The sequence below is a fragment of the Burkholderia sp. AU38729 genome (genome assembly GCF_020419725.1).
GTDB lineage: Bacteria > Pseudomonadota > Gammaproteobacteria > Burkholderiales > Burkholderiaceae > Burkholderia.
The window spans coordinates 471,346-496,966 of the sequence record NZ_JAIZQO010000001.1 but is presented as its reverse complement, the minus strand read 5'-3'; the positions used below and the strand labels follow the sequence as shown (position 1 = coordinate 496,966).

General features: G+C 68.2%; 25 protein-coding genes. 11 read left to right on the top strand and 14 right to left on the bottom strand.

Translation table 11 applies throughout. The annotated features are described in order from the left end of the window. The first annotated feature begins 290 nt into the window (after nucleotides 1–290). Both LGM56_RS02115 and LGM56_RS02110 read left to right on the top strand, forming a co-directional pair. On the top strand, nucleotides 291–1,028 hold the full coding sequence (locus LGM56_RS02115) for a sulfite exporter TauE/SafE family protein (protein WP_226202507.1): 738 nt from the start codon (nucleotides 291–293) through the stop codon (nucleotides 1,026–1,028). Nucleotides 1,029–1,325: 297 nt separating this feature from the next. Continuing rightward, on the top strand, nucleotides 1,326–2,705 hold the full coding sequence (locus tag LGM56_RS02110) for an amino acid permease (protein WP_319000744.1): 1,380 nt from the start codon (nucleotides 1,326–1,328) through the stop codon (nucleotides 2,703–2,705). A gap of 83 nt (nucleotides 2,706–2,788) precedes the next feature. On the opposite strand, the gene LGM56_RS02105 is transcribed toward LGM56_RS02110, so the two are convergent. The 5 genes from LGM56_RS02105 to LGM56_RS02085 all read right to left on the bottom strand — a co-directional run bounded on the left by LGM56_RS02105 (nucleotide 2,789) and on the right by LGM56_RS02085 (nucleotide 8,114). Beyond that, the gene (locus LGM56_RS02105) at nucleotides 2,789–3,367 is read right to left on the bottom strand and encodes an NnrU family protein (protein ID WP_226202502.1); all 579 of its coding nucleotides are present in this window, start codon (nucleotides 3,365–3,367) and stop codon (nucleotides 2,789–2,791) included. Between the two features lie 311 nt (nucleotides 3,368–3,678). Then, nucleotides 3,679–4,347: a TfoX/Sxy family protein gene (locus LGM56_RS02100; RefSeq protein WP_226202500.1), complete on the bottom strand. Its 669-nt coding sequence runs from the start codon at nucleotides 4,345–4,347 to the stop codon at nucleotides 3,679–3,681. Further along, entirely contained in the window at nucleotides 4,344–5,453 is a 1,110-nt protein-coding gene (locus tag LGM56_RS02095; RefSeq protein ID WP_226202497.1) for a malate/lactate/ureidoglycolate dehydrogenase, read from the bottom strand. The genes LGM56_RS02100 and LGM56_RS02095 overlap by 4 nt, the downstream gene beginning before the upstream one ends. Nucleotides 5,454–5,508: 55 nt before the next feature. Next, nucleotides 5,509–6,963 carry a M20 family metallopeptidase gene (locus LGM56_RS02090; RefSeq protein ID WP_089496473.1) on the bottom strand — a complete coding sequence of 485 codons (1,455 nt, stop codon included), beginning with the start codon at nucleotides 6,961–6,963 and terminating at the stop codon, nucleotides 5,509–5,511. Nucleotides 6,964–7,043: 80 nt separating this feature from the next. Next, complete coding sequence (locus tag LGM56_RS02085) at nucleotides 7,044–8,114, bottom strand: NAD(P)H-dependent flavin oxidoreductase (RefSeq protein ID WP_226202495.1); 1,071 nt, start codon at nucleotides 8,112–8,114, stop codon at nucleotides 7,044–7,046. A 433-nt stretch (nucleotides 8,115–8,547) separates the two neighbouring features. On the opposite strand from LGM56_RS02085, the gene adiC reads away from it, so the two are divergent. Both adiC and LGM56_RS02075 read left to right on the top strand, forming a co-directional pair. Next, on the top strand, nucleotides 8,548–10,080 hold the full coding sequence (adiC, locus tag LGM56_RS02080; RefSeq protein ID WP_226202493.1) for an arginine/agmatine antiporter: 1,533 nt from the start codon (nucleotides 8,548–8,550) through the stop codon (nucleotides 10,078–10,080). Nucleotides 10,081–10,083: 3 nt separating this feature from the next. Continuing rightward, a complete protein-coding gene (locus LGM56_RS02075) occupies nucleotides 10,084–12,423 on the top strand; it encodes an Orn/Lys/Arg decarboxylase N-terminal domain-containing protein (protein WP_226202491.1) in 2,340 nt (779 codons plus the stop codon). Between the two features lie 160 nt (nucleotides 12,424–12,583). On the opposite strand, the gene ftrA is transcribed toward LGM56_RS02075, so the two are convergent. After that, entirely contained in the window at nucleotides 12,584–13,558 is a 975-nt protein-coding gene (ftrA, locus tag LGM56_RS02070; protein ID WP_089496469.1) for a transcriptional regulator FtrA, read from the bottom strand. 110 nt (nucleotides 13,559–13,668) lie between these two features. Here ftrA and LGM56_RS02065 point away from each other — a divergent pair, with 110 nt between their 5' ends. Both LGM56_RS02065 and LGM56_RS02060 read left to right on the top strand, forming a co-directional pair. Then, nucleotides 13,669–14,088 carry a rhodanese-like domain-containing protein gene (locus tag LGM56_RS02065; RefSeq protein ID WP_069252181.1) on the top strand — a complete coding sequence of 140 codons (420 nt, stop codon included), beginning with the start codon at nucleotides 13,669–13,671 and terminating at the stop codon, nucleotides 14,086–14,088. Between the two features lie 101 nt (nucleotides 14,089–14,189). Next, nucleotides 14,190–14,516: a superinfection immunity protein gene (locus tag LGM56_RS02060; RefSeq protein ID WP_011354384.1), complete on the top strand. Its 327-nt coding sequence runs from the start codon at nucleotides 14,190–14,192 to the stop codon at nucleotides 14,514–14,516. A gap of 15 nt (nucleotides 14,517–14,531) precedes the next feature. Here the strand turns inward: LGM56_RS02060 and LGM56_RS02055 are convergent, their stop codons facing one another. From LGM56_RS02055 to LGM56_RS02025, 7 genes are all read right to left on the bottom strand, one after another. Beyond that, a complete protein-coding gene (locus LGM56_RS02055) occupies nucleotides 14,532–15,707 on the bottom strand; it encodes a cytochrome P450 (protein ID WP_226202489.1) in 1,176 nt (391 codons plus the stop codon). Nucleotides 15,708–15,808: 101 nt separating this feature from the next. Beyond that, the gene (locus LGM56_RS02050; protein WP_089426987.1) at nucleotides 15,809–16,075 is read right to left on the bottom strand and encodes a YodC family protein; all 267 of its coding nucleotides are present in this window, start codon (nucleotides 16,073–16,075) and stop codon (nucleotides 15,809–15,811) included. Between the two features lie 338 nt (nucleotides 16,076–16,413). Continuing rightward, complete coding sequence (locus tag LGM56_RS02045) at nucleotides 16,414–17,274, bottom strand: isocitrate lyase/PEP mutase family protein (protein ID WP_226202487.1); 861 nt, start codon at nucleotides 17,272–17,274, stop codon at nucleotides 16,414–16,416. Nucleotides 17,275–17,449: 175 nt separating this feature from the next. Then, a complete protein-coding gene (locus LGM56_RS02040; RefSeq protein WP_226202485.1) occupies nucleotides 17,450–19,117 on the bottom strand; it encodes an ankyrin repeat domain-containing protein in 1,668 nt (555 codons plus the stop codon). Between the two features lie 193 nt (nucleotides 19,118–19,310). Beyond that, the gene (locus tag LGM56_RS02035) at nucleotides 19,311–19,736 is read right to left on the bottom strand and encodes a GNAT family N-acetyltransferase (protein ID WP_089496464.1); all 426 of its coding nucleotides are present in this window, start codon (nucleotides 19,734–19,736) and stop codon (nucleotides 19,311–19,313) included. Nucleotides 19,737–19,791: 55 nt separating this feature from the next. After that, nucleotides 19,792–20,652, bottom strand: a complete 861-nt coding sequence (locus LGM56_RS02030) for a MurR/RpiR family transcriptional regulator (protein WP_089426983.1) — start codon at nucleotides 20,650–20,652, stop codon at nucleotides 19,792–19,794. A gap of 55 nt (nucleotides 20,653–20,707) precedes the next feature. Further along, the gene (locus LGM56_RS02025; RefSeq protein WP_089462255.1) at nucleotides 20,708–21,061 is read right to left on the bottom strand and encodes a YgiW/YdeI family stress tolerance OB fold protein; all 354 of its coding nucleotides are present in this window, start codon (nucleotides 21,059–21,061) and stop codon (nucleotides 20,708–20,710) included. Between the two features lie 232 nt (nucleotides 21,062–21,293). Between LGM56_RS02025 and LGM56_RS02020 the strand changes: the two genes are divergently transcribed. Beyond that, nucleotides 21,294–21,956: a response regulator gene (locus tag LGM56_RS02020; protein ID WP_089441911.1), complete on the top strand. Its 663-nt coding sequence runs from the start codon at nucleotides 21,294–21,296 to the stop codon at nucleotides 21,954–21,956. Further along, nucleotides 21,953–23,329 (top strand): ATP-binding protein, encoded by a 1,377-nt coding sequence (locus tag LGM56_RS02015; protein ID WP_226202483.1) that lies wholly within the window; start codon nucleotides 21,953–21,955, stop codon nucleotides 23,327–23,329. The genes LGM56_RS02020 and LGM56_RS02015 overlap by 4 nt, the downstream gene beginning before the upstream one ends. Nucleotides 23,330–23,481: 152 nt before the next feature. Here LGM56_RS02015 and LGM56_RS02010 read toward each other — a convergent pair whose 3' ends face one another. Then, entirely contained in the window at nucleotides 23,482–23,685 is a 204-nt protein-coding gene (locus LGM56_RS02010) for a hypothetical protein (RefSeq protein ID WP_226202481.1), read from the bottom strand. Nucleotides 23,686–23,860: 175 nt separating this feature from the next. Here LGM56_RS02010 and LGM56_RS02005 point away from each other — a divergent pair, with 175 nt between their 5' ends. The 3 genes from LGM56_RS02005 (at nucleotide 23,861) to LGM56_RS01995 (ending at nucleotide 25,477) form a co-directional block, all read left to right on the top strand. After that, nucleotides 23,861–24,307, top strand: a complete 447-nt coding sequence (locus tag LGM56_RS02005) for a MarR family winged helix-turn-helix transcriptional regulator (RefSeq protein WP_319000743.1) — start codon at nucleotides 23,861–23,863, stop codon at nucleotides 24,305–24,307. 33 nt (nucleotides 24,308–24,340) lie between these two features. Continuing rightward, the gene (locus LGM56_RS02000) at nucleotides 24,341–24,709 is read left to right on the top strand and encodes an antibiotic biosynthesis monooxygenase family protein (protein WP_089441908.1); all 369 of its coding nucleotides are present in this window, start codon (nucleotides 24,341–24,343) and stop codon (nucleotides 24,707–24,709) included. Between the two features lie 567 nt (nucleotides 24,710–25,276). Beyond that, on the top strand, nucleotides 25,277–25,477 hold the full coding sequence (locus LGM56_RS01995; RefSeq protein WP_041493212.1) for a membrane protein: 201 nt from the start codon (nucleotides 25,277–25,279) through the stop codon (nucleotides 25,475–25,477). Nucleotides 25,478–25,621 lie beyond the last annotated feature (144 nt).

Below are 25,621 nucleotides of genomic sequence, written 5' to 3'. Positions count from 1 at the left end.
ACCCTGCCGGTTCTTTCCCGCCGCTCATCAACCAGTCTATTTCACGCGCGTCGATCGGCAATCCGACATTGGCCGCGCGACGTCGTAAGACCGCCCGCCCGTCCGCCCGGGCCATCCTCGACCTTGGTCGCGGACGGTGCGGCATCGTCGCTTGCACCGGCCGGGAAGGCTCGCGACGACACTGCGATCGCAGCAGTTCACATCGTCAGCGGTCCTGCATTACCATCATGCGTTCGCCGCCTCTGCCCGCCTCCGGCAGGCGAGCCCCGTCACCTTTCGCTCCCGCTCCGATGCTCGCTCTCGTCATCCTCGCCGGCCTCTGGGCCGGACTGCAGAACACCCTCGCCGGGGGCGGCTCGTTCGTCACGCTGCCCGCGCTGATCGTGTCGGGCATGTCGCCGCTCGCGGCGAACATCACGTCGACGGTCGCGCTGTTTCCCGCGCAGGTCACGACCGGCTGGGCGAGCCGCAAGATGGTGCGCGGCGTCGGCAGGCTGTCGTTTCGCGCGATGTTCATCATCAGCGTGGTCGGCGGTGCGCTCGGCGGGCTGCTGTTGCTGAAGACCCCGTCGTCGATCTTCTCGCGCCTCGTGCCGTGGCTCGTGCTGTTCGCGACGATCGTGTTCGCGTGGGGCAGCTTTTTCCGCAAGCCGAGCGAAGGCACGGCCCACCTCGGCACCGTCCCCGCCGCGCTCTCGCAGTTCATGATCGCGATCTACGGCGGCTATTTCGGCGGCGGGATCGGCTTCCTGATGATGGCCGTACTGACGATGGCCGGCCTGTCGCCGCGCCATGCGATGTCGACGAAGAACGCGCTCGCGGGCGTGATGAACGCATCGGCCGTCGTGCTGTTCCTGACGTCGCCGCACCTGCACTGGGGCAAGGCGCTCGCGCTCGGCGGCGGCGCGATCGCCGGCGGCCTGCTCGGCACCTGGGCGCTGCATCGCGTGAACGAACGCGTGCTGCGGATCGGGATCGTCTGCATCGGCGCGGTGCTGACCGTCGGGTTGTTCGTCAAGCCGATCTGACGCGCGCCCACGCCTGCCGCCGTCGCGGCAATTGATGAGCAAACCGCAAGACGTCTTTCGCATATCTCGTTTGCCGTGACGACGGTGTCCGCCCACAATCCGGGGGTCGTCGTCATCGCCCTCTCGCGGGCACCGACCGGCACTTCGCGGCCGCCATTCCGATTCACCGCCGGCGGCCCGGCACATCGCGTCACACACGCTCCCTCGACATCGGCGCCCATGCGGCGGCAGCACGCTTGCCGCCGCGCGGCCCGATGCGCTCCCGGCCAACGGGCCAACAATAACTAGAGGTAGGAGATGCAGGACAACTCGTTGAGGCAAAGCCTCAAGCAACGGCACATCACGATGATCGCGCTTGGCGGCGTGATCGGCGCGGGCCTGTTCGTCGGCTCCGGCGCCATCATCGCGACCGCCGGCCCCGCGGCGATCCTGTCGTACCTGATCGGCGGCGTGATCGTCACGCTGGTCATGTTCATGCTCGGCGAAATGGCGTCCCGCAACCCCGACAGCGGGTCGTTCTCCACCTACGCCAGCAGCTATCTCGGCGAATGGGCCGGCTTCGCGGTCGGCTGGCTGTACTGGTTCAAGTCGATGATGACGATCACCGTCGAGGCGATCCTGCTCGGTGCGATCCTCCACGATTTCCTGCCGTGGCTGCCCGTGTGGGGCGGCGCGCTGTTCATGCTCGTCACGCTGATCGCGAGCAATGCGTATTCGGTGCGCTCGTTCGGCGAAGCGGAATACTGGCTGTCGTTCGCGAAGGTGACGACGATCATCATCTTCATGGCGCTCGGCGCATCGATCCTGCTCGGCTTCCAGCCGCGCATTCCCGCGCCGGGGCTCGTGAACCTCACGGATCACGGCGGCTTCATGCCGAACGGCATGTCGCCCGTGCTGGCCGGCGTGATGGTCGTGATCTTCTCGCTCGGCGGCAGCGAAATCGCGGCCGTCGCGGCGGGCGAATCCGAGAACCCGAGCAAGAACGTGATCCGGGCGATCAAGAGCGTGATCGTGCGCGTGATGGTGTTCTACGTCGGCTCGGTGTCGATCCTGATCCTGTGCATGCCGTGGACCGACAAGGCCAACCTGAAATCGCCGTACGTGTCGCTGTTCGGCATGGCCGGCTTCACGGGCGCGGCCGTCGCGATGAAGATCGTGCTGTTCGTGTCGTTCATGTCGGTGATGAACTCGTTCCTGTTCTCGAACTCGCGCATGCTGTTCTCGCTCAGCCAGCGCGGCCACGCGCCCGCGATGTTCGGCCGGACCAACGCGAAAGGCGTGCCGATGAACGCGCTCGTGCTGTGTCTCGCGATCTGCGTGTCGATCCTCGGCGTTCACTTCGTGAGCGGCGGCGACCTGTTCCTGATGCTCGCGAAGAGCAGCGGCGCGTTCGTGATGATCGTGTGGATCTTCATCATCGTCGCGCACTTCGCGATGCGCCGGCAGGACAAGCACGCGCCGCGCGATCCGCAGGCATTCCGCGCGTGGTTTTATCCAGTGTCGAACTGGATCGCGCTGCTGGCGCTGGTGGCCGTGCTCGGCTCGCAGGCGTTCAACCCGGATTCACGCTTCCAGTTCTGGTTCACGGTATTGACGGCGCTGGCGATCGTCGCGGCCTATTTCCTGCGCCGCAAGCCGGCACAACTCGGCGAGACGGCCGGCGCGAAGGCGCGCTGATTATTGCTCCAGGCGGACGAGCGGTGCGCCGGTCGGCCGCCGCTCGGTTGCTCGACGTCTCGGTTGCTCAATCTCCTGGCCGCTCAGCCGAACGGCCGTACGCCGATCAGCCAGCCGTGCAGGAACCGCACGAAGACGGCCCACACGACGAGCCCGGCCACGATCGCCACGACGTCGCCCGACAGCCTGCCTACCGGGTAGCGCACGCCATCGCGGCGATCCCGCGCGCGCCACACGACGAAATCGACCAGCGCCCATACGAAGAACGCGCCGAACAGCACGACAGCGTGCAGCGTGCCGTTCGCGAGCAGGTGCGCGATGGCCCACACCGCCACGCCGGCCACCATCGGATGGCCGACGAGCGTCTTGATGCGGTTGCCGGGCACGTAGGACGCGGCGATCAGCACGAAGGCGATCGCGGTCAGCATGCCGGTGAGGTGGCGCACGCCGACGGGCGACACCCACAGCAGCGTCGCGCCCTGGCGCGCGATGCCGTACCCCCAGATGATCAGCACGAAGCCGATGATCGACGCGATCGCATAGGGGCCCTTCCAGCGCTTCTCGCCGATCCGCTCGATCGTCGCCGACCGCCAGCCGTCCGCGACGATCCGGATCGAGTGCACACCGAGGAAGATCGCTAAACCGAGAATCAGGACGAGCATCGGCTGTCTCCGTCTGGAATGATGAGTGGGGGAAGCGCCCCGCGCGGCGTACGATGCGCCGTTCGCGGAGCCGGCGGCGCGGCCGGCGCGGGTCGCGCCAGGCACCGGTGCAACCCGCGCCGATCATAAACGCCGAGGCCGCCGTTGTGAAGCATGGGGGATGTGCGGTGCGGCACGCGCTTGACGCTTTCGTGACTGTGTCCCTCCCCGGCCGCCCTTGTGCCAGCCGGCGCATGTCGCGTGAATCACCGGGCGACGGCCGGGCCGACAAAAAAGAAAAGTCGCGCGGCTTTCGCTTCGCGCGGCCGGCACTATGTTTGCTTGCGCTTCGCCGGGGATTTCGCTGCCGGTTTCGACGTCGGCTTGATAGTTCGCTTCGTTGCCCGCTTGGCTTCCTGTGCAGGCGCTTTCGATGCCGGTTTGGCGGCTCGCTTCGACGCAGGCTTCGCCCCTTGAGCCGGCGCAGCTTTCGGCAGTCCTTTCGATGCCGGCTTGGCGGCTCGCCTCGATGCCGGCTTCGCTTCCTGCGCGGGCGCCGATTTCGATGACGCTTCCGATACCGGCTTGGCCGCCCGCTTCGACGCGGGCTTCGCTTCCTGCGCCGGCTTCGCTTTCGGCACCGCCCTGGCCTTGCGCTTCGGCGGCCCCGCCAGCAGCGCCGCGCGATACGCGCCGCGACACCAGTCGAACAGCGCGCCGGCATCCTCGAGCACGTCGGCCGGCGTTTCGTAATAGCCGTCGAGCGAAACCGTGCGCGTGGGCCGCTCGTACGAGAACGGCCCCATCCGCGCCGCGACGAACGCCGGACGGTTCACGTCATCCACACGCAGGAACAGCGACCCGCGCGACATGAAACCGAACATCACGCCGTCGAGCCGCAGCGCCGCACCGCTGAAGAAGCGCACGACCGTGACGTTGCCAAGCGGCGCGAGCCGATACGCGATCTCCTCGCCGTGCGCCTGTTCCGATTGCCAGCTCATGCGAATGCCCTGCAGCGCTGCGTCCACGCGTCGAGCTCGGCTTCGTCGAAGCCGACCGCCGCCGCGCTCTCGCGAATCTGCCGCCACGTCGCGCGGTCGACCGGTATGCCGCCGGCACCGCGCGCCGTGCGGCTCGCTTCCTCCGGCTCGCCCGGCACCTGCACCGGCGCATCGCCCGCCTGCGGCGACGCCTTCGCCCATGCGACGAACGCATCGGCTTCGCGCTGCGCGTCGGCCGCATCGAACGCGTTCGGGTCGATCAGCACCGACAGCATCCCGTTGACGATCGCGCTCGTCTTCTGCAGCGTGTCGCCGTAGGTCGTATGCCCGCCGACGAGCGCGCCGCCGAAAATCTCGCACATCGCCGCCAGCGCGTACCCCTTGTGCAGCCCGAACGGCAGCAGCGCGCCGAACGGCTGCTCGTGCATCACGGCCGGATCGTCGGTCGGCTGGCCGCGAGAATCGATCAACGACCCGGCTGGCACACGCTTGCCCTGGTTGTACGCGACGCGCGTCTTGCCGTATGCGATCGCGCTCGTCGCGAAATCGAGCAGCAGCGGCGGCCGGCCCGCACGCGGATACGCGGCGCAGAACGGGTTCGTGCCGAAGCGCGGATCGGTGCCGTGCAGCGGCGCGACCAGCAGGTCGCCCGGCACGTTGACGAAATGGAACGACACGAGCCCCGCGCGCGCGCACTGCTCGGCCCAGTGCCCGATGCGGCCGAGATGATGCACGTCGCGCAGCCCGATCGCGCAGATGCCCATGCGTCGCGCGCGGTCGATCCCCTCGACCATCGCCTCGAACGCGATTACCTGGCCGAAGCCGCGACCGCCGTCGATCGTCAGCACCGCGCCGCCGTCGCGCGCGATCGACGCGTGCCCGTTCAGCTGCAACTGCCCTTCCCGCCACGACGCGACGTAGTTCGGGATCATCCCGATCCCGTGCGAATCGTGGCCCGCGAGATTCGCGCCGACCAGGTGATCGGCGACGAGCCTTGCCTCGCGCTCGCTGCTGCCGGCCCGCTCCCAGAGTGCCGCGACGAATGCATGCAGCGGTTCGGCGCGCATGCGCAGCGGTTCGGTATCGGACGTCGGCAGTGCGGTCATCGGCAAGGTTCCGTGAGGGTGGGTCGGACAGTGGTCACTGCTGATCGTCAAGCGCTCAGCGCGCGGTCGCGATCACGTCCGCGACCGCCGCCGTCAGCTTCTTCGCATACGGCACGTGCAGGAATTCGTTCGGGCCATGTGCGTTCGACTTCGGCCCGAGCACGCCGCACACCATGAACTGTGCGGACGGGAACCCTTCCTGCAGCACGTTCATCAGCGGGATCGTGCCGCCAAGGCCCATGTACGCGCAGTCGGCGCCGAAGTGGCGGCGCGACGCGGCATCGAGCGACGACGCGAGCCACGGCGCGAGATCCGGTGCGCTCCAGCCCGTCGCGGCGCCCGCGTCCGGCTTGAACGTGACCTTCGCGTTGTACGGCGGATCGAGTTCGAGCAATTCCTTCAGCTGCTGCACGGCCTGCGCGGCATCGACGAGCGGCGGCAGGCGCAGCGACAGCTTGAACGCGGTGCGCGGACGCAGCACGTTGCCCGCATCGGCGAGCGCCGGCAAGCCGGCCGCGCCGGTGACCGACAGCGACGGACGCCACGTCGAATTCAGCAGCACCTCGCGCGGATCGGTCGTGGTCGGCAGCACCGGCTTGCCGTCCGCGCCGCAGGCCCACGGCAGCCCCTTCCATACGGCGTCGCCGAGAATCGACGCGGCCGCCTCGGCTTCGCGCACGCGGCTGTCGGGAATCTCGCAATGGAACACGCCCGGTAGCAGGTTGCCGTTCTTCGCATCCTCGAGGCGCTCGAACAGCTGGCGCATCACGCGGAAGCTCGACGGCGCGATGCCGCCGAACACGCCCGAGTGCACGCCTTCCTCGAGCACCTCGACCTGCAGGTCGCCGGACACGAGCCCGCGCAGCGACGTGGTGAGCCACATCTGGTCGTAGTTGCCGGCGCCCGAATCGAGGCACACGACGAGCGACACCTGGCCGAGCCGGTCGCGCAGCGCATCGACGTACGGCAGCAGGTCGTAGCTGCCCGATTCCTCGCAGGTCTCGATCAGGCCGACGCAGCGCGGCCGCTCGATGCCCTGCTCGTCGAGCGCGCCGAGCGCCGCGAGGCTCGCGTAGATCGCATAGCCGTCGTCCGCGCCGCCGCGGCCGTACAGCTTGCCGTTCTCGTACTTCGGCGTCCACGGGCCGAGGTCCGCGCGCCAGCCGTCGAATTCGGGCTGCTTGTCGAGGTGGCCGTACAGCAGGATCGTGTCGGTGCTGCCGGAACGCGTGGCGGGCGATTCGAAGAAGATCACCGGCGTGCGGCCGGGCAGGCGCACGATCTCGAGCTTCAGGCCTTTCACGGGCTGGCGCTCGGCCCACTGCGCGGCATCGGTGACGACGCGCTCGAGATAGCCGCGCTTCGCCCAGTCGGGGTCGAATGCGGGGCTCTTCGCGGGGATCGCGATGTAGTCGGTCAGGGCGTGGAGGATTTCATCGTTCCACTTGCGCTCGATGAAGGTAACGAGCTTGTCATGGTCGAGGACGGGGGTAGTGTCGACGGAGGTCATGGTGGGGGTGCCTGGATCGGGCTGACGAAAACCCAGATGATACGCCGATGCTCCCGCGCCGGCGCCCCCTTCCCGGTCGCTCAGACCGCCTGCGGAAACGCGTCGCGCAGCCCCGCCGCGCACGCGAGCGCGTCGCACCACAGGCGTTGCGTCAGTTCGCCCGCATCCGCTTCGCACGCGAGCGCCGCGGCCTCGCCCGACCACAGCAGCGAGAAGTCGTCGCGGCCCTGCCGCTCGAACGCGCCGCGCAGCGGATCGACCGCGGCCGTCGCGAGCGGGAACGCCGGCGCGAGCGCGCTCATCGGCCCCTGCTCGCGCATGAAGCGCGTCAGCAGCCCGCGCGCGGGGCGGCCCGTGTACAGGTTGGTCATGCGCGTGGCGTCGTCGCGCGCGGCGCGCACCGCCGCGCGATGCTGCGCCGAGCGGCCGGCTTGCGGCGTCAGCAGGTAGCCCGTGCCGATCTGCACCGCGCGTGCGCCGAGCGCGAACGCAGCCGCGATGCCGCGCCCGTCGGCGATCGCGCCGGCCGCGATCACCGGCACGCGCACCGCGTCGACGATCTGCGGCAGCAACGCGAACAGGCCCGGTTGCGCGTGGATGTCGTCGGTCAGGAACATCCCGCGATGGCCGCCGGCCTCCGCGCCCTGCGCGACGATCGCGTCGACGCCGCGCGCATCGAGCCAGCGCGCTTCCTCGACGGTCGTCGCGGACGACACCACCCATGCACCCGTGCGCCGCACGCGCTCGAGCAGCGCATCGTCCGGCAACCCGAAATGGAAGCTGACGACGGCCGGGCGCAGTTCCTCGACGACCGCGCACATCGCGTCGTCGAACGGCGCGCGGCCGGGGCCGCCCTTCACGTCGGCCGGATCGAGACCGGCCTCCGCGTAATAACCGGCGAGCGCCGCACGCCAGCGTGCCTCGACTTCGGCGTCGGGCGCCGGCGGCGTATGGCAGAAGAAGTTCACGTTGAACGGCGCGCTTGTGCGCGCCCGGATCGCCGCGATTTCGTCGCGCAGTTGCTGCGGGCCGAGCGCCGCGCACGCGAGCGAGCCAAGCCCGCCGGCTTCGCACACCGCGATCGCGAGCGGGCTCAGCGAACCGACCATCGGCGCCTGGATCAGCGGCAAACGGGAAGGCAGCGTCGTCATCGGAATCGTCCTCGGGGAAGAAGCGGTGGTCGCGTGCGCCGACGGCACGCGTTTAATGCGCCCGATATTAACCGACAAACCCTAACCCCGTTTGCGACGCCATTTACGTCACGAATTGATTTAACCGATTCGGGAAAAATGGATTATCCACATCGGCTTCAGCAGCGTGATCCCACCATCCATGGCCGAGACTAACAAAAACGCCCGCATCCTTGCTGAACGGCCCACCCACACCCAAATTCAAACACCGATTCACTGGTTTCAATGACATTCATCAATATTCAAGTTATTAAATACCGGCGTTTACCCTTATTAAAAACCACCAAGGCGATAACATAAAAACGTTAAATAAAACGACGATTCATGCCGGAATCGTCAACCGGCGCCACCCCGCGCCACCTCAACCGCAACTCGTCTCGTCAAGGAGCGTCGCATGTCCGATGCCAGCTCGTCCTCCTCCCGCGCCGCCGCCCCGTCGGCCGCGGCTTCCGCGCCGAAAATCGGCGTCATTCCCGCCACGCTGATGGTCGCGGGCAACATGATGGGCTCCGGCGTCTTCATGCTGCCCGCGAACCTCGCCGCCACCGGCGGCATCGCGATCTTCGGCTGGCTGATCACCGTCGTCGGCGCCGTGTCGCTCGCGCTCGTGTTCGCGAAGCTCGCGGCGATCGACCCGGCCGCCGGCGGCCCGTACGCGTATGCGCGCAAGTCGTTCGGCCCGTACATGGGCTACCAGACCAACCTGATCTACTGGCTCGCGAACGTGCTCGGCAACGTCGGCCTCGCGGTCGCCGGCCTCGGCTACCTCACGCATTTCTTCCCGGTCCTGAAGGACCCGCTCGTGTTCGCGCTCGCGCAGATCTTCGTGATCTGGCTGTTCACGTACGCGAACATCCTCGGGCCGAACGTCGTCGGCCGCGTGCAGTCGGTCACGACGATCTTCGCGCTCGTGCCGATCCTCGGGATGGCCGTGTTCGGCTGGTTCTGGTTCAGCAAGGACGTGTACTTCGCCGGCTGGAACGTGTCGGGCGCGAGCAGCTTCAGCGCGATCGGCGCGACGCTGAACTTCACGCTGTGGGCGTTCATCGGCGTCGAGAGTGCGTCGGTATCGGCCGGCGTCGTCGAGAACCCGTCGCGCAACGTGCCGATCGCAACCGTCGGCGGCGTCGTGCTCGCGGCCGTCTGCTACGTGCTCAGCTCGACCGTGATCATGGGGATGATTCCGAACAAGGCGCTGCTCGCCTCGAGCGCGCCGTTCGCGGATGCCGCGCGCCTCGCGCTCGGCAATACGGCCGCGAACGCGGTCGCGATCTGCGCGGCGCTCGGCTGCCTCGGCTCGCTCGCGGGGTGGACGCTGCTGGTCGGCCAGACCGCGAAGGCGGCCGCCGACGACGGCCTGTTCGCCGGCGTGTTCGCCCGCGTGAACTCGAAGAACGTGCCGTCCGCCGGCCTCGCGATCGTCGCGCTGATCATGTCGGTGCAGGTGCTCGCGACGATGTCGCCGAGCGCGAGCGAACAGTTCGGCAAGATCGCGTCGATCGCCGTGATCATGACGCTCTTGCCGTACATCTACTCGTGCATCGCGATCAAGGTGCTCGGCTACGGCAAGATGCCGTCGCACCAGTTCACGTTCTATACGATCGTCGGCCTGATCGGCGCCGTCTACGCGTTGTGGGCGATGGTCGGCTCCGATGGCCAGCAGACGCGCTGGTCGCTGATCTTCGTCGTCGCGACGATCGTCTTCTACGAGCTGTCGATCAACCGCCAGCGCGAGATCGAGGAAACCCATATCCATCCGGGCGGCCGCTCGCCGCGCTGGGTGCGCTATCTCGCGCTCGGCGTGACCATTGCCGCGCTCGCCGCCACCTTCTGGATCTCCGTGGGCCGTCACCAGGCCGACACCCTTCACGCGCGCTCGCCGGCCGTTGCCGCGAGCGTCCAGGCAACCCAGCAAACGGGGGATTAAACAATGACTGCTTCCTTGACCCAACCGGCCTTCCGCCGCCTCGGCATGAAGGCGCTGCTCGTGCAGCACGACATCGACGAACGCACGGCCACCGGGCGCGCCGCGACGGCGCTTGCCGAGGAGCTGCGCGCGCGGCTCGTCGACGTCGTGATCGCGACGTCCGCCGACGATGCGTGCGCGGTGGTCGCCGCCGATCCGGCGATCCAGTGCCTGCTGCTCAACTGGGAACTCGGCAACGACGCCGACCATGTGCCCGCGCGGGCCGTGCTCGACGCGATGCGCGCCCGCAACGCGACCGTGCCCGTATTCCTGCTCGCGAGCCGCGCGAGCGCGTCCGCGATTCCGGTCGACGCGATGCGCAAGGCCGACGATTTCATCTGGATGCTGGAGGACACCACCGCGTTCATCGGCGGCCGGATCGTCGCCGCGATCGAGCGCTACCGCGAAACCGTGCTGCCGCCGATGTTCCGCGCGCTCGCGCAGTTTTCCCGCGTGTACGAATACTCGTGGCACACGCCCGGCCACACGGGCGGCACCGCGTTCCTGAAATCGCCGGTCGGTCGTGCGTACTTCGAATTTTTCGGCGAATCGCTGTTCCGCTCCGACCTGTCGATCTCGGTCGGCGAACTCGGCTCGCTGCTCGATCACTCGGGCCCGATCGGTGAAAGCGAACGCTATGCGGCGCGCGTGTTCGGCGCGCATCGCACGTATCACGTGACGAACGGCTCGTCGATGTCGAACCGCGTGATCCTGATGGCGAGCGTGACGCGCAACCAGGTCGCGCTGTGCGACCGCAACTGCCACAAGTCGGCCGAGCACGCGATGACGATGTCGGGCGCGATTCCGACCTACCTGATTCCGTCGCGCAACCACTACGGGATCATCGGGCCGATCATGCCCGAGCGGCTGACGGCCGCTGCCGTGCGCCTCGCGATCGACGCGAACCCGCTCGTGCGCGGCCGCGACGGCATCGACCCGACGCCCGTGCATGCACTGATCACGAACTCGACGTACGACGGCCTCTGTTACAACGTCGCGCGCGTCGAGGCGCTTCTCGGCCAGAGCGTCGATCGATTGCATTTCGACGAGGCATGGTACGGCTACGCGCGCTTCAACCCGATCTATCGCGACCGTCATGCGATGCATGGCGATCCGTCGCAACACGACGCGAGCAAGCCGACCGTGTTCGCGACGCAATCGACGCACAAGCTGCTCGCCGCGCTGTCGCAGGCATCGTTCATTCATGTTCGCGACGGCCGCAACCCGATCGAGCACGCCCGCTTCAACGAGGCGTACATGATGCATGCGTCGACGTCGCCGAACTACGCGATCATCGCGTCGAACGACGTGAGCGCCGCGATGATGGACGGCCCCGGCGGCGAAGCGCTGACCACGGACGCGATCCGCGAGGCCGTCGCGTTCCGCCAGATGCTGGCGCGCCTGCATACGGAATGCGCGGAGAACAACGACTGGTTCTTCAACGGCTGGCAGCCCGATAGCGTCGTCGATCGCAAGACGGGCCGGCGCGTGCGCTTCCACGAAGCGGACGAGACGCTGCTCGCCACCGATCCGTCGTGCTGGGTGCTGCATCCGGGCGATACGTGGCACGGCTTCGGCGATATCGAGGACGACTACTGCATGCTCGACCCGATCAAGGTGTCGATCGTCACGCCGGGTGTCGCGGCGCACGGCGGGCTGATGCCGGTCGGCATTCCGGCGTCGGTCGTCACCGCGTATCTCGACCGGCACGGGATCGTCGTCGAGAAGACGACCGACTTCACGATCCTGTTCCTGTTCTCGCTCGGCGTGACGAAAGGCAAGTGGGGCACGCTCGTCAACACGCTGCTCGACTTCAAGCGCGACTACGACGCGAACGCGCCGCTCGAACAGGCGCTGCCCGAACTCGTCGCGCGTTATCCGGAACGCTACGGCAAGCTCGGCCTGCGCGACCTGTGCGACCTGATGTTCAGCGCGATGAGCGACCTGAAGACGACCGAGATGATGTCGCGCGGCTTCTCGACGCTGCCGAAGCCCGACTACAGCCCGGCCGAGGCGTTCGAGCATCTGGTGCACAACGACATCGAGATGCTGGAGCTCGCGGAGATGGAAGGCCGCACCGTCGCGACGGGCGTCGTGCCCTATCCGCCCGGCATTCCGCTGCTGATGCCCGGCGAGAACGCGGGGCCGGCCGACGGCCCGCTGCTCGGCTACCTGAAGGCGCTCGAGCAGTACGACCTGCGCTTCCCCGGCTTCACGCACGACACACACGGTGTCGAGGTCGAGGATGGCGTGTATCGCATCGCGTGCATCAAGCAGAAGGCGCGCGATACCCGCACACGCTGAGTACGCAATGCAACGCGACGCCGTGCCGCCGCCCGGCGGCGCGCGTCGCCACTTGCAGCCGGCGTCGGCCGCTCAGGCGGCCGGCCTCTCGCGGTGATGCGCGATCTTGCGCCACTGCGGTGTCATCCGAAGAAAAAGTCGACAGGAATCGGTACGGTGCTCAGGCGTCCCGTGCGCTTTCGCCGCGACTCATCCCGCGCCGGTACGCGGCCGGACTCGTCGCCGCGACGCGCCGGAAATGCCGGCGCAGCGACTCCTCGGAACCGAACCCCGCGCGCGCCGCGACCTGCGCGAGCGACAGCGCCGGCTGCGCTTCGAGCATGTCCTTCGCGACATTCACGCGTTCGCGGATCAGCCACGCGAGCGGCGACATGCCCGTTGCATCCGCGAACTGACGCTGCAGCGTGCGGGTGCTCATCGCGGCCTGCGCGGCGAGCGACGCGAGCGTATGCGGCTCAGCCGCGTGCGCGCGCATCCAGTCGATCAGCTTCGCGAGCCGGTCGGTGCCGCCCGGCGCGACCGGGCGCGGCACGAACTGCGCCTGCCCGCCGTCGCGATGCGGCGGCAGCACGAGGCGCTGCGCGACGCGGTTCGCGATCGCACCGCCATGATCGCGGCGCACGAGATGCAGCAGCATGTCGAGCCCCGCCGCCGATCCGGCCGAGGTGATCACCCGCCCTTCGTCGACGTACAGCGCATCGGGATTCACACGCAGCGCCGGATAGCGCGCCTGCAGTTTCTCCGCATAGCGCCAGTGGGTCGTCACCGTGAGGCCGTCGAGCACGCCGGCCGCGGCCAGCACGAACACGCCCGAACAGATCGAGCAGAGCCGCGCGCCGCGACGATGCGCGGCCCGCAGTTTCTTCAGCAGCGGCTCCGGCGGCGGTTCGTCCGGATCGCGCCAGCCGGGAATCACGATAGTGTCGGCGCGATCGAGCGTCGCGAGCCGATAGGGCGCGGCGACCGTGATCCCGCCCGCCGCGCGCACGGGCCCCGGCTCGCTCGCGCAGACCGCGAAGCGATACCAGTCGACCCCGAGCTCGGGGCGTTCGAGGGCGAACAGTTCGACCACGCAGCCGAATTCGAACGTGCAGAGGCGATCGTAGGCGAGCGCGACGACGAGATGATTGAGCATGGCGCGATGTTACCGGAACTTGTCGATCGCGCCACTGCCGCGAAACGCGCCGAACCGCGATACTGCCCCTCATTCCACCGCGTTCCACGCAATCTTCAGGAGAACCTGCCATGTCCTACGTCACCGACGTGCCCGCCGCCGACAGCCCCGCCGCCCTCGCGCATTTCGAGGCATCGCTGCGCTTCGAGACCGATTGCTGGGACGTGCACGACGCGCTCGCATCGGGCACGCCCGATTTCGTGCTGCTCGACGTGCGCGGCCCCGATCAGTTCGCCGCCGGCCACGTGCCTGGCGCGCGCAACCTGCCGCGCCGCAAGATCATCGAGAGCAAGCTCGCCGGCTATCCGGCCGGCACGCTGTTCGTCGTCTACTGCGCGGGCCCGCACTGCAACGGTGCCGCACGCGCGGCGATCCAGCTCGCACGCCTCGGCCGGCCGGTCAAGCTGATGATCGGCGGCGTGACGGGCTGGCTCGACGAAGGTTTCGCGCTAAGCAACGAAGTGCAGCCGGCGGACGCCGAAGCCGGCTGATCGTCATTAAAAACGCAACAATCAATTGCTTGCCCACGGCCTGCACGCAAACGGAAAAAGCGCGATACTCGGTTCCATTGCAGTTCGGATGGAGCAGCAACATGCAGAACGCAGTCCTGATTCAAGTGGCCGGTTCGGTGGCCGCGATTGCGATCTATTTTCTGCCGGCAGTCATTGCCGACCGGCGTGGCCGGCACGACAAGCTGACGGTCGCGATGTTCAACGCGCTGTTCGGGTGGACCGGCATCGGCTGGCTGATGACGCTGTACTGGGCCTGCCAGCCGAACCCGCGCACCGATGTCGCGCAGACGATCCTCGCGAAGCGCCGCGGCATCAGCATGCGGACCTTCTCGACCGGTCTCGTCGAACGCGTGCAGCGCCGCGTTGCCGCCCAGGAGCAATGGGCGGAGAAGCAAGGCTGCCGTTAAGTCCCGCTTTCCCCTTCAGCGTACCGCGTCGAACTTCGGCATCCTGACGTTGGTCGACGCGCGGTAGTCCCACGCCAGCCCGTCGTGCGGCGGTACGCCGCCCGCACGCAGCCACGCCCCGAACGCCCCCGATGTCACCGCCCGTGCGATCCGCTCGCCCGGGCAACCATGCGGCCCCGTGCCGAAGCCGAAATTCGGCCCGTCCGCGCGGCCAGGGGTGAACCGTTGCGGATCGCGATGCACGGCCGGGTCGCGATTCGCGGCGGCGAGCACGACGAGAATCGCGTCGCCCGCTTCGACGCTCACGCCTTCGATCGTCGTGCGCGATGCGACGAAGCGGCGCGTGTTCTGCACCGGTGAATCGAAGCGCCCGACTTCGGCAACGAATGCGTCGAGCGCGGCATCGTCCGGCGTGACGCGCGCGGCGCTCGCCCCCGCTTCCCCGTTCCACGCCACCAGCGTATTGCCGAGCCACGCGGCGCTCGCCTCGCAGGTCTGCGACAGCAACCCGACGAGATTCGCGACCAGCGCGCCGCTCGCCTGCCAGCCCGATGCGCGGGCCGCCTGCTGCACGGCGGCAACGAGCGTGCCGTCGTGCGCCTGCGTCTGTGCGACGCGCGCCGTCATCCGGTCGAGCAGCGCTCGCGCAGCGTCGCTCGCGCGGGCCAGTGCCGCGGCATCCGACAACGGCGACAGCGCGGCGACGAAATCGACGACCTGCGCCGCGATACCGTCGAGCTGCGTCTCGTCGAAGCCGAGCAGATCGGCAACCGCGCAAACGGGCACCGTCATGCACCACGCGTTCAGCGCGCCGGCGTCGCCCGGCGCCGGCAAGCGCCGCGCGGCAATCCGCGCGGCACGGTCGCGCAGCGCCACCGGGTCGATCGGCGCGAACGCCGCGCGCAGCGCCTGCTTCGGCACGTCGTGCCGCAACGCGCCATCGTTCATGCGTACCAGCTCGCCGAACAGCGCGCCGGCCGTCGTGCCGCGCAATGCGGGCGGCACGGGTGCGTCCAGCGGGCGAACCCGGCAGGCCGGATGGCCGAGCACGGCCGTCACGGCGGCCGCGCGGCTCGCGACCCACAGGCCGAGCGTGGCGTCGAACGCGAGCGGCGGCCCGTCGACGAGCGCCGCATAGTAGGGATAGGGATCGCGGTGCGTGACCGCTGCGATGGGATCGGTCGGGTTCATGCAGACAGTATCGGCGCAGTGCGCTGCCGCATGTTTCGGGTTGACGTGAAATGTCGCGGCGCGGGTATCGGGCGTGGCGGCCTCGCGACGACAGCGGATCGTCAGGCAGCCGACCGGTAGCGATGCGACTGCATCCGCATGCGGACGCGCCCGGCCGAAATCGCGCGCGGCTCGGCCACCACCGTGTCGTGAGGGAACATTTCCTGCCGGAATTCGCCGTTTTCGTCGAACCACTGGCAGATCAGCCAGTCGCCGTCGTCGAATACCACCGGCCCGGCATAGGTGACGGTCATGCGCGGCCCGCCCGTCTTCAGCGTCACGACATCGCCGACGCGAAACCTGACGCGTTGATTTTCTCGGTTCGTCATCGCTCTCTCAGCATTTATATATATCGATATTCCCGGCGGACCACCCACTGTCCTTTCGAACGTGCCGCAGATTATCAATCAAATAATCAGCCGGCAACTCCCGCGATCAAAAACATACTGACCGAGGAAATGCAACAATGCGCGGCATCGACGCGCCCGGCGAGCGCCCGATCGCCCGATCCGGCGCGGTTTGTGCGCCGGCGCCGGTCGAACGGGCGGGAATGCGGAGAATAGACGATGTATTTTGCGTCGTCACCGACGTTTAATTCGGACAGGGAATCGCTTGATTATTGTCAAGCAACGTTTCGACTGGAAACGATCCCACGATTTATCTGCGCTCATTTGCCGAACAAATCCGGCGAATTATCGGGTGACGCAAACCAGCGGTTGATATCGCGCCCGGGCACGGCAGCTTGCGTAAATGTAAACGTGCCGTCCTGCGCCATCTCCTTCGCCGCGCGCAGAAAGGCGCCGAGCGCGGCCCGCGCCAACGCGCCGCCGACGCTCACGCGCTTCACGCCGAGCGCCGCCAGCGCATCGAGGCTCAGCAACCCGCCCTGCAGCCCCATCACGACGTTCACGGGCGCGCCGACCGCCTGCGTCACCGCCGCGATGTCGTGCGCATCGGTGATGCCCGGCGCGTACAGCACGTCGGCGCCCGCGTCGCGATAGGCGACGAGCCGCGCGATCGTGTCGGCGAGGTCGTGGCGGCCATGCAGGTAGTTTTCGCAACGCGCGGTCAGCGTGAACGGAAACGGCAGCCCGCGTGCCGCGTCGACGGCCGCCGCGATACGCTCGATCGCCGCTTCGCGCGCGTAGATCGGCGCGTCGGCGCGGCCCGTCGCGTCCTCGATCGAGCCGCCCACCGCGCCGGCCTCGGCCGCGAGCCGGATCGTTTCGGCCACCGTGTCGGGCGCGTCGCCGAAGCCGTTCTCCAGATCCGCGCTGACGGGCAAGCCGCCCGCGGAGACGATCTCGTCGATGTGATCGAGCATCGCGTCGCGGTCGATCGCGTTGTCGGGCTGCCCTTTCGAAAACGCGTAGCCGGCACTCGTGGTCGCGAGCGCCTCGAAGCCGGCCATCGCGAGCAGGCGCGCGGTGCCGGCGTCCCACGGGTTCGGGATGATGAAGGCGCCGGGGCGCGCATGCAGGGCGCGGAAGGCTTCGGCTTGGCGGGCTTGCAGGTCGGAACGGGTCATCGCGGACTCCGGAAGGAAGGTGACGACCGAGCTTACGCCGGTCGTGCACGCGACGTTTCAGCGTTCGCCGAAATGTCGTCGCGCAACGGGGAAAACGGGGCACGCCGACTGTACGCCCGCATCCGCCCACGAGCGGGCCGGCGCCGCCACCTGCCGGTCGCCGGCCCACGGTCGTTCAAGCCGATGCGGCCGGCCCGCCGTCGATGCCGAGCAACACGTCGGTGACGGCTTCGGAGAAGCGCATCGCGCGGCCGTCGATCAGCACGTCGTCCGGATTCGACGGGTCCCGCGTGGCCTTGGGCACGCCGTGCGCAAGCAGCACCCGCGCGCACGCCTCCCAGTCGGCCGCGCCGACCTGCTCCGGTTCGTTGACGGATGCCCACGACAACGTGCCGAGCGCGTCGCTCCCGAACCCGTGCAGGTCGCGCCAGTTCGCGCCATGCGCGAGCAGGAACGCCAGCAAGTCCGCGTCGCCGCGGAACACCGCGTGATTCAGCGCGCTCGCGTCCCAGTCGCCGCCGCGCGCGGCGATCGGCCAGCCCAGTTCGACCATGACCTTCACCGCGTCGCCCGCCCCCCACGCGGCGGCGTCCGGCAGCAACCGCAGCCGTTCAGCGGGCAGCGCGCCGGGCAGTTCGGGATGCCGCGCCTGGATGCGCCGCGCATCGTCGGCGTCGGCGCGCGCGCAGGCCGCCACGAACGCGTCCGCCGCGTCGAGCGCCTCGTCCGCGCCGGCCGCCCGCAACAAGGCCGCGACGTCGGACAGCCCGGTCTGCATCGCCAGCCGGTACGCACTGATGCCTGTCGGCGTTTGCGCGCGGGGATCGGCGCCGGCCGCCAGCAGCGCGGCCACGTGGCGCGCCGAGCAGCGCACGCCGATCGCCCGCAACAACGGTGCGCCCCAGATCTGCGCGAGCCCCGGGCCGGGCGGCTCGTTCGGGTCGCCGCCATGCGCGAGCAGCAGTTCGAGCGCATCGGCATCGCGCATGTCGAACGCGCGCCGCAACGCATTCGTCCCGCTCACCCGCGCGCCGTGTTCGAGCAGCACGCGCGTGCAGGCCGGATGCTCCACCGAGTGATACAGCGATTCGCCGTCGTTCGGGTCGGCGCCGGCTTCCAGCAGCATCGCGGTGAGCACCGGATCGCGATTGACGCCCGCCGCGCCGTACAGCGCCGACAGCGGCCCCGCTTCGTCGGGTTCCGCGAGCGACGCAGGCGGAAAGCGGTTGCCGATCCGCTGGTTCGGATCGGCGCCGGCATCGAGCAGATGGCGCGCGCAGGCGCGCAGCCTGGCCGCGAACTCGGGAAGCTGCCCGAGCCGCGAATGCGTGACGGCGACCAGCGGCGGCAGCTTCAACGCGCCGCCGGCACGCGCGATCCAGCCGGGATCGGCGGCCAGCGCCGCCTTCACGGCGTCGAGGTCGCCGGCCGCGCACGCGATGGTCGGATCGTCCGCGACCAGCTCGGGATGGTCGAGCAACAATTGCGCGGCGACGCGCGGCCGGGGCGCGTCGACGCCGCCGGTCACGTCGCCGCCGTACGCCAGGTCGAGCCAGCGCCGGACCACCTGCGCGCGCGGTTGCCCGGCCAGCGCATGCGTTTCGACGAACGCGCCGAGATCGGCCCATGACGCAAAACCGTACTCGCGCGCGATGCACGATTGCGCGTCATGCAGCCGAAGCCCGAGCGCGAGCGCTTCGTCGTGCGTGTGGTTCGCGGCGGCAGGAAGAAACCGGACAAAGCGTGCGACGGCATCGGCGTCGCCTTGCCGGTACAGGCGCAACAATGCCTTGGCCTGCTTTTTCAGATGATCGGGATGGGCCTTGGGAGGCAGCTTTTTCATGCGGATCCTCGTGCAGTGGATGGCCGAAGGTCCGCAATACCGCCAGCACAAAGGACAGGGGGAAAGCTGAATTCGCTGCGACAGGTGGGTTCAACCCTTTCCGCGGACCCGGAAGCGACCTGCATCGCTGACCGGTATCCTAGGTGACGGCCGGCCGCGACGTCAACCGCGCCGCGCCCTGCGGCGGCGACACTCAGCCCGCGAGCTGCTTCGTCAGGAAAATGCGCGAATGTCCGACCGGATAATCCGGCAGCTCGCCGAAGCGGACATAGCCGCGTTTCTCGTAGAACGGCCGTGCCTGGAAGTCGAACGTGTCGAGCCACGCGCTGTGGCAGCCGCGCGCGACGGCCTCCGACTCGGCCAGATCCATGATGCGCGTGCCCGCGCCCTGGCCGCGCGCGGCCTCGGGCACCACGAGCAGGTCGACATGCAGCCAGCCGTACGCCGTGCTGCCCCACAGGCCACCCACCACCGCGCCTTCGCCATCGGTCACGACCACGGCCAGCGGACGCGCGTCGATCGGGCCCGCCTGGCTTTCGTTGAACCGGACGAGCGGCGCGACGATCTGCTTGCGCACGTTCGCGTCGCCCGCATCCGTCACCTCGTATGTGAACGTCATCGGTTGAATCCGCTTGAATCCTGAATGAGGAAGGGGCGACGCCGCACGCACCGCGTCAGACGACGTACGCGCCCTTCGCGTGCAGTTCCGCTTCCGTGCGCTCGAGCGCGGCGATCGCATCGCTGCCTTCGAGCGCCAGCAACTGCGCGACCAGCGCTTCGGCCATCGCATGCGCGGCCACCAGCGACGGGAAGAACGACGGGCTGTCGTGCGTGAAGATCAGTTGCGCATCCGCGTGCAGTGCGATCGGCGACACCGCGCTGTCGGTGATCGCGACGATCCGGCTGCCCTGCGCCTTCGCGGCCTGCGCGACGCGCGTCGCTTCCTGCGAATACGGCGCGAAACTGACGACGACGGTCACGCTCTGCTTCGCGATCGTGCGCAGCTCCATCTCGAGCGAACCGGCGACGCCATTGAGCAGCGACACGGTCGGACGGAACAGCCGGTAGCCGTACACGAAGCCGAACGCGACCGGATAACACGAGCGAAACCCCGCGACGTGCACGTGCGACGCCTTGCGGATCAGTTTCGCGGCATCGGCGAGCGCGTGCTCGTTCTGCGCGGCGGTGGCCGACAGGTTGTGTTGTTGCGCGGCGAGCAGGTCGTGCGCGAGCGACGCCTGCGCGTCGGGCCGCACGAGCGAGCGCGCCCGCTGCGTGAGCGGCTCGGGGCGCGTGCGCACGCGTGCCACGCACAGGTCGCGCAGCTCGTTCCAGCCGGGGAAACCGAATTGCTGCGCGAGCCGCACGAGCGAGGCGGGCTGCACCTGCGCGCGCTGGGCGACCTTGCGCATCGACGAAGTGGCGACTTCGTCGGGGTGATCGAGCAGGAAGGCAGCGCCCGCCTGGAATTGCGGGCTCAGCTCGGAAAATTGCGCCCGGATCCGGGACGCGAGTTCGTCGAAATTGGCGGCCATCTTGGTGGGAACGGGAACCGGTCGTCCATGGTATCACCGGCCCCGCGCGCACCGGTCAGCGCAGCACTTCGACGTGATCGGCGTCGACCTTCACGCTGCCCGACCATTTGCGCTCGAATTCGCCGGTCACCTTCACTTCGTTCTTGTCGCTGACGGGCTGGCCGGCCGCCCACAGCTTGTGGTCGATCTCGACGCGGATCGTGCCGGTCGCATCGGCGAATTCGTAATCCTCGCCGCCGACATGCTTGACGATGCGGCCCTGCAGCTGCACGTGCTGGTCGTCCTTGCCGTTCGCAAGCAGCTCCTTCACGGTGGTCGTCGTCAGCGTGGACGGCCCCGTGTATTGCGCGTAGACGGCGGCGGGCAACGTGGCGAGCGCAACCGTCAGGATTCTGGCCAGGTGTTTCATGATCGTGGTCCTCTTCTTCGATGTGACGCCGCGCCCCGTTGAACGCGACGGCACCAGATTACGGACCGTAAGATTAAGCAAACCTGAAGGTCGCCCGGAAGCGACGCGGTGCCGCATCGGACGCATGGGAGCGCCCGCCGCGCGCCGCCCACGTTTAAGCTGCGCCTAAGACACGGGCGCTTATCATGGGAACCCCGGGTGCCACGGCGCCCCGTTGAAGAGACACGAATTCATGCGCGTACTGCTCGTCGAGGACGATCCGCTGATCGGCAGCGGGCTCGAACAGGGCCTCAAACAGGAAGGCTTCGCGGTCGACTGGGTGAAGGACGGCGACGCCGCATCGCTCGCGCTGCGCGCGACCGGCTACGGCCTGCTGCTGCTCGATCTCGGGCTGCCGAACCGCGACGGCCTGTCGGTGCTCGCCGCGCTGCGCCGCCGCGACGAAACCCTCCCCGCGATCATCATCACCGCGCGCGACGGCGTGCCCGACCGCATCGCGGGCCTCGACAGCGGCGCCGACGACTATCTCGTCAAGCCGTTCGAGCTCGACGAATTGCTCGCCCGGATCCGCGCCGTGAGCCGCCGCCACGCGGGCCGCGCGCAGACGACGCTCGTGATCGGCCCGCTGCGGCTCGACCCCGTCAAGCACCTCGTCTGGCTCAACGACGACGAAGTGCCGCTGTCGCCGAAGGAGTTCGTGCTGCTGCACGAGCTGATGCGCGACCCGGGCGCGGTGATCTCGCGCGAGCAGTTCGAGGAACGGCTGTACAGCTGGGGCGAGGAGATCGAGAGCAACGCCGTGCAGGTGCACATCCACAACCTGCGCAAGAAACTCGGCCACGACATGATCCGCACGGTACGCGGCGTCGGCTACCGGATCGGTGACGGCGCATGACGCGCATCCAACGCGCGATCGCGCGCTGGCGCAACACGTCGCTGCGGCGGCGCCTGCTGACGTGGCTGATGCCGGCCGCGTGCGTGATCGGCCTCGTCGCGAGCGCGGGCACCTACTGGGGCGCGCTGCGCGAGCTCGACGACCTGCTCGACGACCAGATGCGCAGCATGTCGAAGCAGATCGTCGTCGGCCCGAACGGCGAGCTGTCGTTCAGCAACCACGCCAACGGCAAGCACGGCTTCGAAGCGAGCGACCCCGACGCGGTGCTGCTGCAGGTCTGGCGCAACGGCACGCTCGTGTATTCGACCGACCGCGATTCGAAACTGCCGCCGCCTGAGCAGAAAGGCATCGCGAGCGTCGACGTCGACGGCCAGCCGTGGCGCACCTATGTGACCGAGCGCGGCGGCACGACGATCCGGCTGGCGCAGGCACGCCACGCCCGATGGGAAGCGATCGCGGGCATCGCCGTGCATCTGCTGTGGCCGGTGTTCTCGATGCTGCCGCTGCTCGCGATCGGCCTGTGGTTCGGCATCGGCGCGGGGCTGCGGCCGCTGCGCACGATCGCATCCGGCCTCAAACGCAGGAATGCGAACAATCTGGAGCCGGTCGACGTCGGCTCGATGCCGAACGAAGTCCGGCCGCTCGCCGAAGCGATCAACGACCTGCTCGCGCGCCTCGACCGCTCGTTCACGCTGCAGCGCCACTTCATCGCCGATGCCGCGCACGAATTGCGCACGCCGATCATGGGGCTGTCGATCCAGTCGCAGCTGCTGCGGCGCGCGGCGACCGCCGAGGAACGCGAGCACATCCTCGCGCAGATCCAGGCGGGCACGACACGCCTCGGTCACCTCGCCGAGCAGTTGCTGACGCTCGCGCGCCTCGAGCCCGACGCGCAGGCGGCCGCTTCCGCATCGGCGCCCGTCGATCTCGCCGCGCTGTGCCGGTCGGTGGTATCGGATCGCACGCGCGTCGCCGACGCGCACCGGATCGATCTCGGCGCGATCGTGTCGACGCCGGTGATGACGTCGGGCAATGCGGACACGTTGCGCGTGCTGCTGAACAACCTCGTCGACAACGCGATCCGCTATGCGGGCGACGGTGCGCGCGTCGATGTGTCGGCACGCATCGACGGCACGACGCCCGTGCTCGAAGTCGCCGACGACGGCCCCGGGATCCCGGAAGCCGAACGCAACGACGTGTGGGAGCGCTTCTATCGCGGCGAAGGCGCGCAGGCCGTCACGTCGTCGGGCAGCGGGCTCGGGCTGTCGATCGTCAAGCGGATCGCCGAACAGCATCGCGCGACGGTCGCGCTCGGCACCACGCAAGGCGGACGCGGGCTGACCGTCACGGTGCGCTTTCCGCAGCCGGCCTGACGCGCGGGCGACGCGCGATGCACGGCTTTTCCACAGATTGTGTTGGCAAGCTTGTGGACAACCTTCCATTAACGACACCAAGCCATTGATCGGAAAGGGTTTGCCGGTCGTGCGCGGCAAATGCGCCCGGCCGGGTCAGCTCACCACCCGACTCAGTTGTCGTCGACGATTCGCTCGATCCGCAGGCCGGTCGAGGTTTCGAGGATGATCGCGTGCTGCGACACGTAGCAATTGCGACGCCCCGCCGGATCGTCGCCCGGCCCGGGATGAGTCCGGCTCTCCTCGTAAACGGCGACGGTGCCGCCGCCGCTCGGATTCGCTCCGCCTCGTTCGCCCATGTTCCTGACCGTTCTCACCGGTTTCTCTCCAGGGGCTTTCTTGTTGACCCGCGATCCGACGCCGCAATTGTTACCGGTGCCGGATCGCGTTGTCGGTTGCCCACCCGGTTTCGTTCAGCGACATCCATTCATCAAATTGACAACCAGTTGTCCAATACGTAAAGTAGTTGTCAATTCATCCTGCGTATCGAACATGACGAAATCCGCGAAGTTGACCACCGTCGCACTGTCCGTATTCCGCTTGAACGGCCTGCTGATCGAATGGGGCAACACCTTTGCCGGGCCGCACGGCCTGACCAGTGCACGCTGGCAGGTGCTGGGCGCCATCTCGCTGGCGCCGGAAGCCCCGAACATCCCGCAGATCGCCGACGCGATGGGCATCACGCGGCAGGCGGTGCTGAAACAGATCAACGTGCTGACCGATGAAGGGCTGGTGGAATCGCTCCCCAATCCGGCACACAAGCGTTCCCCGTTGTACGCGCTGACGCCACGCGGCGAGGCGGCCTATCAGGCCGTGGTCGGGCAGTGGCAACAGCATGTCCGCAGCATCGCCGGCGACTTCAGTTCGGCTGACCTGGATGCGGCGATCCGCGTGCTGTCGGCGATGTCCCGCGCGCATGGCGCCGATGCACCGACGTGAGCGCGCAACCGCCCCCCACCCACAGGAGTTCCCATGCCTCATTTCAAGCCGATGGATCCGGCCTTTCCGATCCAGCAACAGATCGCCATCGACGCCGAGCCGGTCGTCCTCGTCAACGTATTCACGCTGGCCGCCGCCGACGAAGCGGACTTTCTCGCCGTGTGGAAGGACGACGCCGAATTCATGAAGCGGCAGCCCGGATTCATCTCGACCCAGTTGCATCGCGCGCTCGGCGACAGTCCGACTTACCTGAACTACGCGATCTGGGAATCGACTGAAGCATTTCGCGCGGCCTTCACGCATCCCGAGTTCGTCGCCAAGCTGTCGGCCTATCCGTCGTCCGCCGTCGCGAGCCCGCACCTGTTCCAGAAAGTCGGCGTGGCCGGTATCTGCACCGCGTGAGGGCACGCGGGAATCGCGGCAACGCGTGGCATTAGCCAGGGTGTTGCGCGTCGCTCGCGCCCCCGGACTTCTCCACAGAAAATGTTGGCAAGCTTGTGGATATCCTGCGCACCGCAACGCTAAGCCCTTGATCTGACGGACTTTGGCACGCGTGATGCAGACGAGGCCCCGGTGATGGCCATCGCACACACCGCTTCGCCGCACTTCGCATCACGACGCCACGACGATGCACGCCGCAATCGGTTCACACGCGCCTGCGCGGCGCCACTTACCCACAGATTTTGTTGGCAAGCTTGTGGATATCCTGCGCACGCCTGCGCTAACCCGTTGATCGGGCTGCGGTTCATGCGCGGCGTCACGGTTGCGGCACCCCACGGCCCGAGCCTGCGTGCAAGCGCACGATCCCGCGCAACAGCAGCGCCTCACCGTCGCCTTGACGCTCGCGCCCGCCACGCGTCAAGATCACGCGAGCCGCACGCGGCCGCGCATCGCCGGCTGCGCGCGACGGCTCAACGGGCCGGCCGTTCCGCCGGCGCCGCACCACGACACCTCACTCCGAGGAAGACCATGGAACACTTCACCGCGTGGCAGCTGGTCGTCTCAATCGTGCTGGTCGCCGTCGTCATCTATCCGTACGTCCGCATCGTGCGGCGCACCGGGCATTCGGGCTGGTGGATCCTGACGATGTTCGTCCCGGTCCTGAACTTCATCATGTTGTGGGTGTTCGCGTTCGCGCGCTGGCCCACCGTCGACGATCGGCAGCCCTGATCGTCGCCAGCGCGGCTGCCAGGCTTGTCCACAGATTGTGTTGGCAAGCATGTGGATAGCCTGCGCATACCGCGACCAAGCGCTTGATCCGAAAGACTTTGTCCGCGCCGCTTCAAATGCGGCACGCGGCCGGGAAAGTGCCGC